This window comes from Nocardia transvalensis NBRC 15921 (assembly GCF_000308875.1).
GTDB classification, from domain to species: Bacteria; Actinomycetota; Actinomycetes; order Mycobacteriales; family Mycobacteriaceae; genus Nocardia; species Nocardia transvalensis.
On sequence record NZ_BAGL01000116.1, the window covers coordinates 1 to 14,229 of the forward strand.

Annotated in this window: 16 protein-coding genes; 7 read left to right on the plus strand and 9 right to left on the minus strand. The window is 70.8% G+C overall.

Annotated elements, in window-relative coordinates; translation table 11 throughout:
* The 7 genes from ON41_RS40725 to ON41_RS31030 all read right to left on the minus strand — a co-directional run.
* Nucleotides 1-682, minus strand: a 682-nt coding sequence (locus tag ON41_RS40725) for a DUF4913 domain-containing protein (RefSeq protein WP_063709979.1), incomplete at its 3' end; no start/stop codon positions are given.
* Nucleotides 679-2,577, minus strand: a complete 1,899-nt coding sequence (locus tag ON41_RS31005) for a type IV secretory system conjugative DNA transfer family protein (RefSeq protein ID WP_051162854.1) — start codon at nt 2,575-2,577, stop codon at nt 679-681. The genes ON41_RS40725 and ON41_RS31005, both read right to left, overlap by 4 nt.
* Nucleotides 2,562-3,350 carry a DUF5131 family protein gene (locus ON41_RS31010; RefSeq protein WP_040751675.1) on the minus strand — a complete coding sequence of 263 codons (789 nt, stop codon included), beginning with the start codon at nt 3,348-3,350 and terminating at the stop codon, nt 2,562-2,564. Before ON41_RS31010 ends, ON41_RS31005 begins: the two co-directional genes overlap by 16 nt.
* Nucleotides 3,347-3,781 carry a WhiB family transcriptional regulator gene (locus ON41_RS41925; protein WP_306307797.1) on the minus strand — a complete coding sequence of 145 codons (435 nt, stop codon included), beginning with the start codon at nt 3,779-3,781 and terminating at the stop codon, nt 3,347-3,349. Before ON41_RS41925 ends, ON41_RS31010 begins: the two co-directional genes overlap by 4 nt.
* Nucleotides 3,703-3,960 (minus strand): hypothetical protein, encoded by a 258-nt coding sequence (locus ON41_RS41930; protein WP_040751678.1) that lies wholly within the window; start codon nt 3,958-3,960, stop codon nt 3,703-3,705. The genes ON41_RS41925 and ON41_RS41930 overlap by 79 nt, the downstream gene beginning before the upstream one ends.
* Complete coding sequence (locus ON41_RS31025; RefSeq protein ID WP_040751679.1) at nt 3,960-4,238, minus strand: hypothetical protein; 279 nt, start codon at nt 4,236-4,238, stop codon at nt 3,960-3,962. Before ON41_RS31025 ends, ON41_RS41930 begins: the two co-directional genes overlap by 1 nt.
* Entirely contained in the window at nt 4,235-4,549 is a 315-nt protein-coding gene (locus ON41_RS31030; RefSeq protein ID WP_246829635.1) for a hypothetical protein, read from the minus strand. Before ON41_RS31030 ends, ON41_RS31025 begins: the two co-directional genes overlap by 4 nt.
* A 101-nt stretch (nt 4,550-4,650) precedes the next feature.
* On the opposite strand from ON41_RS31030, the gene ON41_RS31035 reads away from it, so the two are divergent.
* From ON41_RS31035 to ON41_RS31050, 4 genes are all read left to right on the plus strand, one after another.
* Nucleotides 4,651-5,415 (plus strand): GntR family transcriptional regulator, encoded by a 765-nt coding sequence (locus ON41_RS31035; protein WP_246462144.1) that lies wholly within the window; start codon nt 4,651-4,653, stop codon nt 5,413-5,415.
* Nucleotides 5,409-6,230 carry a glycosyltransferase family 2 protein gene (locus ON41_RS31040; RefSeq protein WP_051162859.1) on the plus strand — a complete coding sequence of 274 codons (822 nt, stop codon included), beginning with the start codon at nt 5,409-5,411 and terminating at the stop codon, nt 6,228-6,230. Before ON41_RS31035 ends, ON41_RS31040 begins: the two co-directional genes overlap by 7 nt.
* A 99-nt stretch (nt 6,231-6,329) precedes the next feature.
* The gene (locus ON41_RS31045; protein ID WP_157185673.1) at nt 6,330-6,545 is read left to right on the plus strand and encodes a hypothetical protein; all 216 of its coding nucleotides are present in this window, start codon (nt 6,330-6,332) and stop codon (nt 6,543-6,545) included.
* 279 nt (nt 6,546-6,824) lie between these two features.
* On the plus strand, nt 6,825-8,516 hold the full coding sequence (locus ON41_RS31050; RefSeq protein ID WP_040751682.1) for a hypothetical protein: 1,692 nt from the start codon (nt 6,825-6,827) through the stop codon (nt 8,514-8,516).
* Between the two features lie 43 nt (nt 8,517-8,559).
* Here the strand turns inward: ON41_RS31050 and ON41_RS31055 are convergent, their stop codons facing one another.
* The gene (locus ON41_RS31055; protein ID WP_040751684.1) at nt 8,560-9,432 is read right to left on the minus strand and encodes a ParB/RepB/Spo0J family partition protein; all 873 of its coding nucleotides are present in this window, start codon (nt 9,430-9,432) and stop codon (nt 8,560-8,562) included.
* Nucleotides 9,432-10,142 carry a ParA family protein gene (locus ON41_RS31060; protein ID WP_040751685.1) on the minus strand — a complete coding sequence of 237 codons (711 nt, stop codon included), beginning with the start codon at nt 10,140-10,142 and terminating at the stop codon, nt 9,432-9,434. The genes ON41_RS31055 and ON41_RS31060 overlap by 1 nt, the downstream gene beginning before the upstream one ends.
* A gap of 264 nt (nt 10,143-10,406) precedes the next feature.
* Here ON41_RS31060 and ON41_RS31065 point away from each other — a divergent pair, with 264 nt between their 5' ends.
* From ON41_RS31065 to ON41_RS31075, 3 genes are all read left to right on the plus strand, one after another.
* Nucleotides 10,407-11,618 (plus strand): coiled-coil domain-containing protein, encoded by a 1,212-nt coding sequence (locus ON41_RS31065; RefSeq protein WP_040751687.1) that lies wholly within the window; start codon nt 10,407-10,409, stop codon nt 11,616-11,618.
* 3 nt (nt 11,619-11,621) lie between these two features.
* Nucleotides 11,622-13,340 (plus strand): hypothetical protein, encoded by a 1,719-nt coding sequence (locus ON41_RS39400; RefSeq protein WP_051162860.1) that lies wholly within the window; start codon nt 11,622-11,624, stop codon nt 13,338-13,340.
* 373 nt (nt 13,341-13,713) lie between these two features.
* Nucleotides 13,714-14,229 (plus strand): MobC family plasmid mobilization relaxosome protein, encoded by a 516-nt coding sequence (locus tag ON41_RS31075; RefSeq protein ID WP_040751688.1) that lies wholly within the window; start codon nt 13,714-13,716, stop codon nt 14,227-14,229.

Sequence of the window (14,229 nt, forward strand, 5' to 3'; positions counted from 1 at the left end):
CCGCCGGGGCCGGGGCCACCGGCAGCGCGACCAGATCGGGGCGGTGTCCGTCGGGCACCGAGCAGTACTGGAACGGCCCCTCCGGATCCAGCAGCGCCGCCATGGTCGGCGCGAAGTGGGTCAGCCAGAAGATCGACATCTCGACCGTCTCGCCATGCCGCAACGCCTCGAACGCGGTCCACAGCGCCTCGAACCGGCCGCGGGCCTCACCGTGGCGCCACCACTCCGGGCACCAGCGGCGCTTGCCCTCCAACCCGATATCGCTGACCTCGCGCCGGTACACGTGGCACACGTAGTTCTCGACGAACGCCTGCACCGTCGCGTACAGCCGCTTCGGCGGCTCCGGCTCGGCCGGGACCTCCGGCTCCGGCTCGGGCTCGGGTTCCTCCACGGGCGGAGGCGGATTGAGCGCCTGCTCCGCCTCGTGGACGGCGGTTTCGGCCATCTGCTTGCGCACGTCGGCGGTCAAGAACTTGGCGACGACGTCGGCGGCGATGTCCTTGGCGGCCGTGGCGAACTGCGCGCTCACCGCCTTGCGGATCGCCGCGTCCATCAGCTCGCCCAGATCACCGGCCGGAATGCTGTGCGCGGCAGCCGATTCGGCCGCCGTCGTGCCGCCGCTGTCCGGGCTGTCGCCGGTCGCGGGGGCGGCACCGTTGGTGCTGGGGGTGGTGTCGGTCATGCTGCGTCCTCCTCGCTGGTCGGCACGGCCCGCAGCCGCGGGCTCGCCGGGGTGGCGGTCGGGTTGGGGGTGTGCGCGTCGAGGGAGGCGCGGATCTCGGCGGCGTCGCCGCGCTCCATCCACGGAATCGACCGCACCAAGACGGGTCGGTGGCCGGAGGCGAACACGAGGCACCGACCGCGCGGCAGCGCGCGCAGATCGCTGACGGTCAGCGTGGTTTCGGTGACACGCGAGGTGGACTCGGTCGCCGAGTCGGGCCGCTGGCCCTGCGAGGTCGACGTCGACAGCTCGTAGTGGCTGCCGATCGCTTCGGAGCGGCCCCGCAGGAAGTCCTCGTCGTCCAAGCCGCTGCCGAGGACCTTGATGTTCGCGGCCGACCACAGCGCGTCCATGCCCTCGCGGCCCCAGCAGCGCACGCCCTGGGCCCACGACTGGAGGATCGTCATGACGACGATGCCGCGAGATCCGAAGTGGGAGTACTGCTTGGGCAGGTCGCGCCAGCGCACGATGTTGGCGGCCTCGTCGAGCACCATCAGCAGCGGCACCGGCATGCGGGTGCCGTAGCGGATGCCCTCCTTCTTGCCCGCGTCGGCGACCGCCGCCGCCAGCGCCGACACCAGCGGCCCGCCCGACGCCTTGCCCTCCTCCGACAGCAGATACAGCGTGTCGCAGGAGGTGGCGACGAAGTCCGCGACGTCGAACGCGCGGCGCGGGCGCTCGCCCTTGGCCGGCGGGCACACCCACTCGCGGATGTGCCGGTACTTCAGGATCGCCGCCATCTTCTTGGCGGTGGCGAAAACGCCGTCACGCTGCTTGACCTGCGCGTTGTACTGGCTGGCCAGCGAGCCCGCGACCAGATCGAAACCGTGCCGGGTGACGATCTGGACCGGGGTCTTGTCGTCCGGCTTGGTGATCCACGCGAACACCTGCGTGATCGGCCTCTGATCGAGGGCGGCCGCCAGGATCAGACCCGTCAGCAGGTCTTCCCCCTCCGGTTCGAAGAACGCGTCACTGCTGGTGGCGTCCACGCTCGCGGAGAAGTGATCGGCCAGCTCCGCCGCGCGGGTCTGCGCATCGTCGCCGCCGTCGCCGCGCACCCACGCGCAGGGATCCCAGTACCAGCTCGCGGGCTCCTCGGCGACGCCCTGCGGGTCGAACACCCACACGTCACCGCGCGAGGCCCGATGCTGGCGGGTCGCGTCGACCACATCCCGCTTGTTCGACGTGGCGACGACCGCGCCGGGGGCGTCCATGATCGCGGGAATCACCCGGCTGGTGGACTTGCCCTGACGCGGACCCCAGATATCGAGGTGCAGATCCTCGAACGTGCCGAACAACTCCCGGTTGTCCGACACCGTGCGTCCGATCAGCACGCCCGGCGCCTGACCCTCGCGCAAGCCGATCCCCAGGCTCAACGCCTTGGCCTCGGCAGCCTCCCAGCACAGATCGTCCAGCTCCTGGCCCCGCGCCATGTACTTCGCGCGGTCGTCGATCTCGTGCCGATCCGCCTTGCGGCCCTTGCCCAGCGCCATGTGCGCGGGACGGCCCCTGCGGTAGCGGCGCTGCTCCCGCGCCGCCGCGCACCGCCGGCAGGCCCACCGCACACCGACCGCCGACGCGGCCACAGCGGCCAGGCCGCCGCCGACCAGAGTCCCCAGCGCGGCAGTGGCCTCACCCGTCCACGCCAGCTCGTGCGTGGCCATCAGGTGCCAGCCCAAACCGGCCGGATTCGTCAGCGGCACATCCTGTTTCGGGCCGCCGTACATTGGAGCCGCCCACACCGCCAGCCCGGCCAGCTCGACCAGCGACGGCACACCGACCCCGAGGAACGCAGCGCCCGCGAGTTCGCGGTACTGGCCGTTCGTGGTGGTCGGGGCTTTCACACTGCGGTCCATGCCGCACCGCCTTCCGGCATCTCGCTCCAGGTCCGGCCGTCCAGGTCGCGGCCGGCGGACTTCGGGGTGCGGCCACCCCACTGCTTGAAAAAGAAGGACACGCCCGCGCCCGCGCAGACATCGCGCAGCTCACGCACCCAATCCGGGTCCATCGGCCGCGCCTCCGGGCCGGACTCGCCCCCGGTGATCACCCAGTCCAGGGCGGGCCAGGCCACGCCCGGATACGGGTCCGGGAACAGATGCGGCGCGATATCCAGCGGGCCCAGCAGCGGCTCGCAGGACAGGAACCGCACCGCCGCCGGGATCGCCCGCAGGTGCGGGATCCGGGCATCGGCGGCCGCCTGGTCCTCGACCGAGACACCCAGCCACACGTTCGACGGGATCTCCAGGCCCGCCTCGACCAGCCGCCGAGCCCGCAAGGGCCGCTTGGTCAGCACCTGATACGTGTGCTGCGGCGTCTCGCGGATCACGTCGAACACCGACCGCACGAACCCGGCCGGGACGCGGGCGTGGAACAGGTCGGACATGGAATTGACGAACACGAGGCGCGGGGCCCGCCACCGGCGCGGAACATCAAGGGCCGCAGGGTGAACCGTGACGCCGAACCCGGGCCCGGAGGTGACCGGGTGGCCGTCGTTCTGGTACTTCGGCGCGCCCATCGCCTTGAGCCGCTTCGCCATCGCCAGCGCGTAGCAGTGATCACAGCCCGCCGAGACGCGGTCGCAGCCGGTCACCGGGTTCCAGGTGACCTGGGTCCACTCGATGCCCGTCACGACGCCATCTCCTCGTCGAGCGCCGCGGCCGGGACCACGTCGCTCACCGCACGCCCGGTGGCCGCGACCCGCTCCAGCTCAGCGGCGACGGCGTCGCGGGCGGCCTGGCCGTCGCCATAGCGCGGCAGCAGCACCGTGGCGATCAGGCCCTCGGTCAGCGCGCCCGACCGGGCCAGCGGCGCGGCGTAGGCCGCGCACTCCCGCAGCAGCGGGCAGCCCTCGCAGATGTCCTGCGCGTACGCGAGCGCCTTCACATCGCTGCGACGCGGGAAAAACACGTTCTGGGCGACGCCGCGGCATGACCGATCGGTGTCGGTCGCCGGATCAACACCACGGATCGGAGCTATCGGCCTCACCGCGCACCCCCGAACGGGAACTCCGCCGGCGGAACCGGTGCCGCGGACGTCGAGACCGGGCAGAACGCGCCACACGGCTGGTCGTAGTAGCGGTGCTGCGGCTCCGGGTGCGTGAGCACCACCGCCACCATCACCAGCACCGCGACCACCACGACCCCGGCGGCGACGGCGAAGATCGCACCGACACCGCCCAGGCCGGACGCGGACGGCGCGATGACCGGGATGTACACGTCGACCACACGCTCGCGGGCCATCACGCCTCACCCCCGCCGCCAGAAGCGATGCGCGCGAACAACTTCCGGTCGGCTAGCCGCTCCGCGTCGATCGTCTTCACCGCCGCCGAGCACTTGGCCTTGCCGACCTGGGCGACGATGCGGTAGTCGATCGGGCAGCGACGCACGCCCTTCCAATCCGCGTAGGGCTCACCGATCGCGACGACCAGCAGCGTCCGGGCATCGGCACGAGCCACGTCCTGGAAGCGGTCACCCAGCGCGATCCGCGTGCCGCGGCTGGTGGTGTAGATCTCCCTCACCGGGCCACCCCCACCGGCATCGCGGCGAAACCACGCGCCTCATCCGCCGTCAGCCCCAGCAGAGCCGCCCAGTCGGGCACCTCCAGCCGGTCCGGCGCCAGCGCGATCCGCATCGCGGCCGTGGCCTGCGCACGCGACAGCTGACGACCCGGCAGGTAATCCACCACCCACCGGCCGTCGCCGACGTAGTCCGCGTGATGGGCAGTGGCCTTGCTGACCAGATGGCCGCCCTGCTCGCGCACCGACGGAATAGCAGGCGCAGCGGCCCGGGCCCAGATATCGGGCGTCCAGCTGCTCGGCAGAATCGTCACGTCATCCTCCTATTGTCCTAGGACAAAACTCTATGTGAGTATTGTCCTAGGACAGAGCGGATGGGTCAATACTTGTCCCAGGACAAAATGAGGAGATGCTGATGCCACCGCCAACTCGATGGCGCGAGATTGCTGATGACCTGCGCCGCAGAGTCGCAGAGGGTGAGTGGGGAGTAGGTGAGCCCATCCCCTCCACACGCGCACTGATGGCGCAGTACGACGTCGAATCCAAGTCGACGATCTCGCGCGCGATCGCGGTGCTGGCAGACGAGGGAATCCTGTTCACGGATCCTCTCGCGCCCCGGCGAGGTGTGAGGGTTCGTGCGAGGACCGAATTTCTCAGGCCCATCGATCAGCAGCTGGCGGCGCCAGTCGAGGTCGACGGCGGCCGCACGTTCGAGGAGTTCTCATTCCTTGGCAGTGGCGAGCTGGATGTCGAGGTCTCCTACGCCCGGCGGGAAGCCAGCGACCTCGCCGACTTGCTCGGCGACGAGCTGCTCCTTGAGCGGACATACCGTTACCTGGTGCGTGGGACACCCCACCAGGTGATGCGGTCGTGGATGCCCGATCGCATCGCGGCGGCCGCCGGGCTGACCGACCCCTCCGACGAGGTGGCCGGTCGTTTCGTCGAAAGCTGGCTCGTCGCGGCAGGCGTTGAGCCCCACCATGTCTCGCTGACACTCAAGTCTCGCCTGCCGACGGCAGAGGAGGCGGCCGACCTGGCCATGCCCCGAGCGCTGCCGATCATGGTCCGTCGGCGCGTTGTGTTCACCGCCGCCGACCAGGCGGTCGAGCTGAGCACGAGCCTGGTCGTCGCTGACCAGATCACCTACCTGGCCGAATATGAACTGAGGACACCATGCTGAGCCCAGATCCGATGCGAATCTCGGTGATCACGCCCGTCTACCGCGCCCGCGCCGACTGGCTCGCCGAGGCGTACCAGTCCGTGCGCGACCAGGTGCTCCCAGAGGGCTGGACCCTGGAATGGCTCGTGCAGGCCGACGGCGACGACGAGCCTGTGCCCCTCCCGGAGGAGGCGCTCGCCGACCCACATGTGCTGGTCGCCAAGGGAATTCAGGGCGGCCCGGCAATCGCGCGTAACCTCGCGCTCGCTCGCTCTACAGGCGGCTTGGTCGCAGTCCTCGATGCTGACGACATGCTCACCGCGGGGGCGCTCGCCCGCAGCATCGACGTGCTAACTCGGCGACCCGAGTACGGCTGGACCACCTCGAAGGCACTGGACCTCATGCCGTCCGGAGAACTCATCGAGCCCCCTACCGACCGGAGAGTCGCGCCTGTAACCGAAGGGCTGCTGCCGCGCGGGTTCATTTTCGAGCGTTGGCGGAACCGCTCGTACCACCTGGCTGTACATCCCGCGACGCTCTGCATCCGTCGCGAATGGCTTATGGCGGTGGGTGGTTGGATGGCCATGCCCGCTGCCGAGGACGCCGGCCTGCTGCTCGCCGTCGAAGCAATGGTCCCCGGCTACTACATCGGCACCCCAGGACTGCACTACCGGCTCCACGAAGGTCAGATCACGCGGACGCTCACCGCCGAGACACGGCCCGAACGCCTCGAGATCCTCGCTGAGCGGGTGCGTGCCATACAGACTCTGCTGGTCAAGCCGATACACCGCTGGCAACCCGGTGACCGCGAAGGCGGCAGCAGCGGGCTGTCCTGACCAAATCCGGCCACGTAGAACCCCTTTCACACCTGCTGGGGGAATCCGGTGCGGCGTGTCGCCTGGATTTGGCAGGATCCCCGGTTAGCGTTAACGCCCATGTCCAGACCGGTGACCATGCCTCCGTCCAAGCTGTCCGGCGCACGGCTGTCTATCGACCTTCTGGAGAAGTGCGACAAGGCAATCCGTGAGCGCGGGCTCACCAAACGAGAGTTCTTCGAACGAGCACTCCGGCGGGAGTTGGAGATCGGGGCACTCGACCCGGATGCGACCGACCCAGCAATGTTCGAAGTGGACCAGGAGGAAGTCGCGTAACTGACCTTCACCCGGCCGGGCCGATAGGCCCGAACCCCACAACCCCATAAAAAGCGGAGAGCCCCCGACCTGGTACGTCGAAGGCTCTCCATCCCCGAAGGGATCATGTCTTTGCAGGACGGATCTCAGGGTAACGCACGCGCGCACACGACCGCGAGCGAACACACCCTGTCTCACCACGCCCCTACACCTCTTGCAGCACCTACGGCTGCTGACCAGCGGTTTCGCGACCGCTCGTTTCTCGGTGCGCTCGACACCGCCCTATTCGTCGGGCGTTTCGTGCTGCTCAGCGACGACAACACTTCACCGGCCCGCGTCACCACGCTCAGCGAGGCCCGCACCGCGCTAACCAACGGTGCCGCCCGCTCGGCAGCGGGACGGCTTGCGAACGGTCTGCTGGGGGCCGACGTCGACGCCGCGGATCCGGTTACCGGGGATGCGTGCGCGGAAGCGCTGATCGCCTGGTGCAGCGACCACGGGTTGCCCTACGTGCTGCGAGAGAGCGGCCGCCTGGGCGGCCGCCACGTGATCGCCGTCGTGACCGATCCCGCTGTCCCGGTACGGCAGTGGGCGCGGTTGTGCCGTCGCCTGGCCCGGCAATACGGCACGGTGGTCCAGGATCGCACAGGGCAGCATCTGCGGCTGCTGACCGCGCCGCACAGGATCGGGCTGCCCTCCCCTGTGATCGCGTGCACCGCCAGTCCGGCGCAGGTGCTCGACGCTGTGCAGATCACCTGGCCCCGAGTGCGGAAGTGGCGCGGGCGCCGGAGGTCGCCGCGGCCGGGCCGGTACACCGGTCCCATCGACCGCACCCGGTCAGGGCGCGAGTATGGCGCCAGCTGCGCGATGGCCCGCGCCGGGTACACCGCCGGCCAAGCCTGGAAGGCCGTCCGGCAGTTGGGCGGGAAAGCGGCGGGGCTGGGTGAGCGGTGGTGGCGGCGCTACGTGTGGTTGTCGGCGGTGACCGTGGTCGCGGCGGAGCAGGGCCTCACGGAGGATGCGGCATGGGATCTCGCGCGCCGCGCCTGCCCTGCGGCGTGCCTGGCCCGGGGCCGGGCCTGGTGGCGGGACAAAGCGTGGACGGCTGCTGTCGCGGAGGCCGCCGTGGATCGGCCGCGCCGCTACCGGCTCGACGGCGTCGACGACGCGCCCGCCGAGTTGGAGCCGGAAACCACCGCCCAGATTGCCACGGTCCGTCACGGCCTGGCGGCGGCCGCCGACGCCGAGCTCTGCGGGTTGCACCCGCAGCGGCGGCACAGCGTCCGCGCGGTCCTGGACGCCCTGGCGACCGCGCTCGTCACTCGGGAGGGGTCGATCTCGGTGCGGTGCCTGGCGATTCGGGCGCGTCTAGACACCAAGACCGTTCGCAGCGCACTAGCCACCGCGCAGGCCCACGGGCTGCTCGTGGAGACTCACGCCTATACCGGCGGCCGCGCCGACTGCGACGCCTACGGTCCCGGACCTGCTGCGATGCCCCATCTATCTGCCGCAGCTAGATCAGGTTTTTCCCCCACTAGGTGTACCACCCCCGCGGCAACCGGCCGCGCCAACCGCAACCGCCTACACCGCGAAGCCCATACGGCCCGCCGCGTCTGGTCGCTACGCTGCGACGCTCTGGCCGCCCTTGCACCCGGCGAGCGGCTGGCCGACTCCCAGCACCCCGCCGCTCGCCTGCTGCGCTCCATCCACCACCAGCGCACCTGGTGGCGGTCGCTGAGCCCCGCCGAGCAGCAGCAACGCCGGGAAGCCCGTCAGCAGCAGATGCGCCAGCTCGATCCCGCCGACCGATCGGCCTGGTTCGGCTGGCTCGCCCGCCGGGAATCGATTTGCAACGCCACTGATCGGCTGCTTACCCACGAGACGTCACCAGACGACCTGGAAACCCTCCTGGCTGCCCCGCTGACGGCCCATCGCGGCATGCGTGACCCACGGTGGCGCACCGGCGGAACGCCTGTCTCGGCGGCCGCGTGACCGGGGGCCTGCCCGTCTGGTTTACCGCGGTAAACCAGAGCAGCTATCGGCGGCCGCCGAGTTCGTCGAGCCGCGCGGTGAGCTGCCCGACCTGGTCGGCGTCGAGGTAGTCCCACAGTGCTTCAGCCAGGGCGACGGGCGCGGGCTCGAATCGGCGCAGCGCTTTCGTGAGCCGCGGCACGGACGCTGGCTTCGGCTTCGCCTCCGGTTTCGGGGCGGTGTCCGGCTGCTTCGTCGCGCGCTCCTGTTCGGCCTGCCACCGGGCGACCTGCTCCTCCCTGGGTACCCGGGCGAGACTGCGCGCGACGCGGATCGCGAGTTCCCCGCGGCGCAGCGCCTCCTGCAGTTCCGGCGCCAGCTTCAGCAGGGCCCGCCGCTGGGACACCCAGCCCTTGGATCGGTTCAGCCGGTCGGCGGCGTCGTCGGCGATCCCGCCGCATTCGGTGACCAGCTGCTCGACAGCGTGGGCTTCCTCGAGGACATCGAAGTCGCGGCGGCCGATGTTCTCGTCGATAGTCGCCCAGATGAACGTCGCCCGATCCGCGGCGACCTCGTCCTTGACGACGATGTCGAGATTCTCGCGCCCGTACTCCCGCGCGGCGGCAAGCCGTCGGCTGCCCGTCACGACAACCCACCGCGCCGCGCCGATCGCTGCGGCCTCGTCCGGGTACAGGCGCAGATATGCCGCGCGGGTAACCACGAGCACCGGCTGCAACTGCTGGACCGCGATCGACGCGAGATCGCTCAGGTCACCGACCTCACGCGGATTATGCGGGTTCGCCACGAGATCGGCCAGCCGCGCCGTAGTCGCGGGCGGCGGTGGCACCTGCCGCGTCTCCAGGCCGTCGACAGGGGAGTGGTCACCGACCGAGCCGGTCAGGTCCGCCAGGCTCTTGCGCTGTCCTCCACGAACCATCACACACCCGCCCGCAGCTCGAGAGCGAGCTTGTAGAAGTCCTCGCGGGCCCGCAGCGCGGTCCCGCTGCTGGCGTACTCAGTGACGACCTGCCCGTTGAGGCTCGCGCGGGTGTGGACTTTGTAGCGGCGGATCACCGTCTTGGTGCCCAGCCAGTTCTGGCGGCGGATGAACTCCAGAGTCTCGTCGCGTTCCGCCTCGCCATCGCGGGGATCCCACGCGTTAAGCACCACCCGATAGGGCAGCCCGCGCGGCTTGATCACCTTGTGGATCGTCCGGGCCGTGGGGTCGAACGACAGCGGTTCCGTCGTGATCGGCACGACCACCATGTCGGCGCACTCAAGGACCGCACGCAGGGCGTCGCCGGCGGGGCCCTCGCCGAGCGGGTCGCGGTCGTCGTCCTGATCGGTGACGTCCAGCCAGCCCGGGGTGTCGACGACCACGGTGTCGATACCCGGCAGCTCCCGCAGTCGCTTCAGCTGGTCGAGATCCGAGTGGGCCTGCACGACATGGAACGGCAGGTTGTCGACGCGGGAGCCCCACCACACCGCCGAGCCCTGTGGGTCGATCGAGACCGCGGCGACGGGGGAAGGGTCGTCTGGGCCGAGGTCCGCCCCGGTCACTTCCGCAGTCACAGCGGCCAGATTGACCGCCACCGTGCTCTTGCCGACGCCGCCCTTCTGGTTGAGCAGCACATACACGACAGCCATACAGCGTCCTTCGTCCGTGGCTTCACCCCAGGCCGGGGCTACTCGGATGGATAGCGATCGCAGCATAAGCCGCGCCGACCCTCCCCGGCCCGGCGAAACACCGCCGACCAGCTGGATCGGCGTCCAGATCACTCGACAGAGCCCTCAGCCCCGGTTTACCGCGGTAAACCACGATGCCCTCCGAATTTAATTACGTTCTGTTAAAACGTAAAAACGTATAGCGTTAAAACGTTTTTATAGGACGAATTATGGTAGACTGATCGCATGAGCGAATCAGCAGAGTCGACCGGCCCGGCCGGTCGCGGCGCGTCGGCGGGAGCCGACCAGCGCGTTTGTCAGTTCCCGCACGGATTCGACGCGGAATCGGGGGAGTGGACGGTGCACGGCGCGGCGATCGCGCCGGAGCCGGGGCGCGGGCGGCCCGGGGACTACTGCGGCCAGCTGGTCGCGGACCCGGACGGCCAGGTGCGCAAGCACGACCGCGCCGGGGCCTTCGCGCGTCGGCGAGAGTTGAAGGCGATCGCGGCGGCCGGCGGTGCGATGCCGGCGCAGCAGCGCCGCGCGGGGCGGCCGGTGACGGCGGCGCGGGCGACGATGTCGGAGCTGATCGCCCAGTTCGAGATGCTCTCGACCTCGCACCTCGCCCAGGTCGGGGAGCTGATGGCGCGGGCGGAGCAGGTCATCGCCCAGGCGGGGGATCCGGATTCGGCGGTCGCCGAGGTCACCGCCGCGCGGCGCGATGCCGAGGAGACCGCACGGCGTGCCCGGCTGGAAGCCGAGGACGCGGCTGCCGACGCGGCCGCCGCGCGGCGCGAGCGGGACCAGGCCATCGAGGACCAGGCGCTCGCCGAGGGCGCGGCGACCGACGCCCTGGAGGAGCGGGACCGTGCCCTCGAGGCCGCCCAGACGGCCCGCGAGGAGGCGGAGACGGCACGGGCGGCCGCCGCCGAGGCGCAGGAGACCGCCGAACGGCGGATCGCCGCCGCGAAGCAGGACGCCAAGAACGAGGTCGAGGCGGCCAACAAGGAACGCGATCGTCTGGTGAGGGCCGCCAAGGCCGCCGCCGACGAGCGGATCGTCCGGGCTACCGAATCCGCGGAACTGCGAGTGTCGGAAGCGCACGCCGCGCGGGACGAGGCCCTGGCCGCGCAGCATCGCGCCGAGACCGATCATGCCCGGGCGGCGCAGGCTCGCGCCGACGCGGAGGCCGACGCCACGCGGGTGCGCGACGAACTCAGTGCGGTCCGGACGCAATTGGGCGATGATGTCGCGCAGTTGCGCCGCGATCTCGCCGACGCTCGCGAGCAGGCCCGCGCCGATATCCGCCAGCTGCGCGAGGACCACACCGCCGAGCGGGACCGTCTCCAGGCCGCCGCCGACGCTCGCGCTCACACGTTGGAGCAGGCGCTGTCCGCCGCGAACTCCACCATCGCCCGTCTCGAGGCCCAGCTCGCCGATTCCCGACAGGAAGGCTGACCGATGTTCCGTCGTAACCCCACCCCGCCGCCGATATCCGGTGACGATCCGTTGATCACGGCGGATCTGCCCGAACGGGTCCGCACCGCGAAGGACCGCCTGGCGCATCAGGACGATCCCGCCCTGAGGGAGGCGAAGTCGGTCGCCGAGATCGCCGCCGACCGCGCTGTCGCCGAGCGGATCCGTGCCCACCACCGCGACGAGCAGCTCGCGGAGGTGACCGCGGTCGAGGCCACCGCCGCGCAGGTGCGTAAGGCGACGACCGCGATCGTGCGCGCCGACGCGAAGGATCTGATGCTGGCGCGGCGCGCGCTGGCCGACCGCCGGCGCCAGGACAGCCCGCACGCCCAGCTCGCGCACCTGTTCCGGGTGAAGACGTGGTCCGGTCGCGGCCTGGCGGCGGTCGTGGTCGGCGCGATGATCTACAGCGCGGTCAACGTGCAGCACAACCTCGCGCCCGGCGGCGCGGGCGATCCGCTGTTCTGGGCCAGCTACGGCCTCGAAGCGCTCATCTCGACCGTGCTGGTGGTGTTCATGGTCTCCGGCGCGGCGGTCGCGCGGTGGGGGGTCACCGACGGCGACACCCTGATCCGGTGGACCGAGGCCCTGCTGCTGGCGGGGTCGATCCTGCTCAACACCTACCCGTATCTCCGCGGCGGCGAGTGGTTCAACGTCGGCGCGCACGGCGCCGCGCCCGTGATGGTCGGCGTCGCCCTCGTCGCGCACGACGCGGTCTCACGGCGGATGGGCACCGCGATCGCCCGCGCGTCGGCCACGATGCCGGCGGACGACGACACCGCCGAGCGCCTCGCCGCCCTCGGACAGGTCGCCGCGGCCCGCTACACCACACCCTCGCCCGCGTCCGCTGTCGGCGAGCCGACCGCACCGGAGACCGGCGGCGCTCCCGCCGTCTCGCGCGCGGCCGCCGCCGGGGAGATGGTCGAGTTCGAGCGGGAATTCACTCCGGCGTCGCGCGCGGAGGAGCCGATCGCGCGCGACGAGATCGAGGACGACCGCGCGACGGAGTGCGCGACCAATCCCGCGCGCGAGACCGTCGATCGCGCGCCGATCGCGCGCGACGAGACAGCCCCTGTCCGCGCGACGGAGGACACCGCACCGATCGCGCGCGAGAGCGACGCCGCGCGCGAGGAGACGCCCGCCGACACGGTGCCGGTCGCGCACACGGACGCGACGGACGATCGCGCGCCGCGCGCCGCGCAGAGCGCCGCTGACCTGGATTCCGAGCGTGAGTCGATCGCCGCGCAGTCCGACCAGAGCGGCCCCGGCGAGGAGGGGGAGACGCGCGAGCGGCGCGCGGTGGTGGCGCTGGTGCGCGGCGAGGAGCCCGCGCGCGGTGAGCGGCCTGCCGCCGATCGTTCGTCGCGCGGTGGTCGCGCGTCGATCGCGCGCGAGGAGGTTGTCGACGGGTCGCTCGCGCGGGCGGCCGATCGCGCGCCGCGCACGGTTCCGATCGCGCGCGGCAGCGAGTCGGGCGGACCGTTCGCGCGCGAGTTGTCGCGCGCCGAGGCGATGCGTCTCGCGCGCGCGGTGGCCGACCAGGGTCGCTCGCGGCAGCCCCTCGATGTCCTGACGCGGATCTACCTCGCGCACTCCCAGGGCCACTCGCCCAACCACATCGGGACTCTCGTCGGCCTGCCCCACTCCACCGTGGGCCGCGCCCTGGCCGCCGCTACCCAGGTGGCCGGCCCCCGCCCGATCTGACCCCCGCACACCCTGAAAGACGCGAAATCCCGGCGGCGCCTATCCGCCGGGATTTCGCATTTCCAGACCCTACCGACTCACCACACGCTCCCTACCCACCACCGGAACCTCACTCACCGCAATCACGCCGCAACTCTCTCTATCTCCTTCCCAAATCTCCACTCAACCCATCTCTTCCTCACCACTCAAACCTCTCTCACCCATGTAGTCACTCACCAACTCATTCCCCTCTCAACCGCTACACTCACTACATAGTCCCTGACGGAGCAAGCTAACACTTACCTGCGGTAAGTGGGATGGCTCCTCGGGGGAGGAGCCCCACCCGGGGTCGGGTGGTCGCTGCGCTGGGCATGGGTTTCCGACGGATCGGAGGGTGGTCGCGGTGGTCGCGGAGCAGGACACAGCGGGTCGTCCGCGGCGGTCTCAGCAGATCGCTCGCGATCAGCGTCGCCGCCGGCGTCCGAACATCACGGGCCCGAAGGTCAAGTTGGAAGTGGTGCTGTCGGAGGCGGAGTACGCGAAGGTCGCCGAGGCCGCGGCGGAGGCGAACTGCACGGTGCCGTGGTACCTGGTGCAGTCGGCGCTCAACCCGCCGCAGGCGTCGGCGAAGCCGGGCCGCAAGTCGCCGGGGCCGTGGTTGGCGTGGCCGAAGCGGCTCGCGATCTCGCGGGCGGTCATGTCGGCGGCGAACGTGCTGTCGCGGATCGTGCTGGATCACCTGTCGCACATCGGCGCGAACCTGAACCAGATCGCCCGGGCGGCGAATATCGACGGCGTGGTGGGGGACGAGTTGGCGGAGACGATCGTCGAGCTGCGGGAGACGGTCGGCGAGATCCGCGGCCGTGCGGCGGAGATGGAGCAGCTGGCGCGGGACGTGACCCGGCGGTGA

Excerpts from the sequence above, each read along its gene's own strand:
- ON41_RS31005 (WP_051162854.1), bottom strand. The coding sequence starts at position 2,577 with ATGGACCGCAGTGTGAAAGCCCCGACCACCACGAACGGCCAGTACCGC.
- ON41_RS41930 (WP_040751678.1), bottom strand. The coding sequence starts at position 3,960 with ATGGCCCGCGAGCGTGTGGTCGACGTGTACATCCCGGTCATCGCGCCG.
- ON41_RS31035 (WP_246462144.1), top strand. The coding sequence starts at position 4,651 with ATGCCACCGCCAACTCGATGGCGCGAGATTGCTGATGACCTGCGCCGC.
- ON41_RS31040 (WP_051162859.1), top strand. The coding sequence starts at position 5,409 with ATGCTGAGCCCAGATCCGATGCGAATCTCGGTGATCACGCCCGTCTAC.
- ON41_RS31045 (WP_157185673.1), top strand. The coding sequence starts at position 6,330 with ATGTCCAGACCGGTGACCATGCCTCCGTCCAAGCTGTCCGGCGCACGG.
- ON41_RS31055 (WP_040751684.1), bottom strand. The coding sequence starts at position 9,432 with ATGGTTCGTGGAGGACAGCGCAAGAGCCTGGCGGACCTGACCGGCTCG.
- ON41_RS31060 (WP_040751685.1), bottom strand. The coding sequence starts at position 10,142 with ATGGCTGTCGTGTATGTGCTGCTCAACCAGAAGGGCGGCGTCGGCAAG.
- ON41_RS31065 (WP_040751687.1), top strand. The coding sequence starts at position 10,407 with ATGAGCGAATCAGCAGAGTCGACCGGCCCGGCCGGTCGCGGCGCGTCG.
- ON41_RS39400 (WP_051162860.1), top strand. The coding sequence starts at position 11,622 with ATGTTCCGTCGTAACCCCACCCCGCCGCCGATATCCGGTGACGATCCG.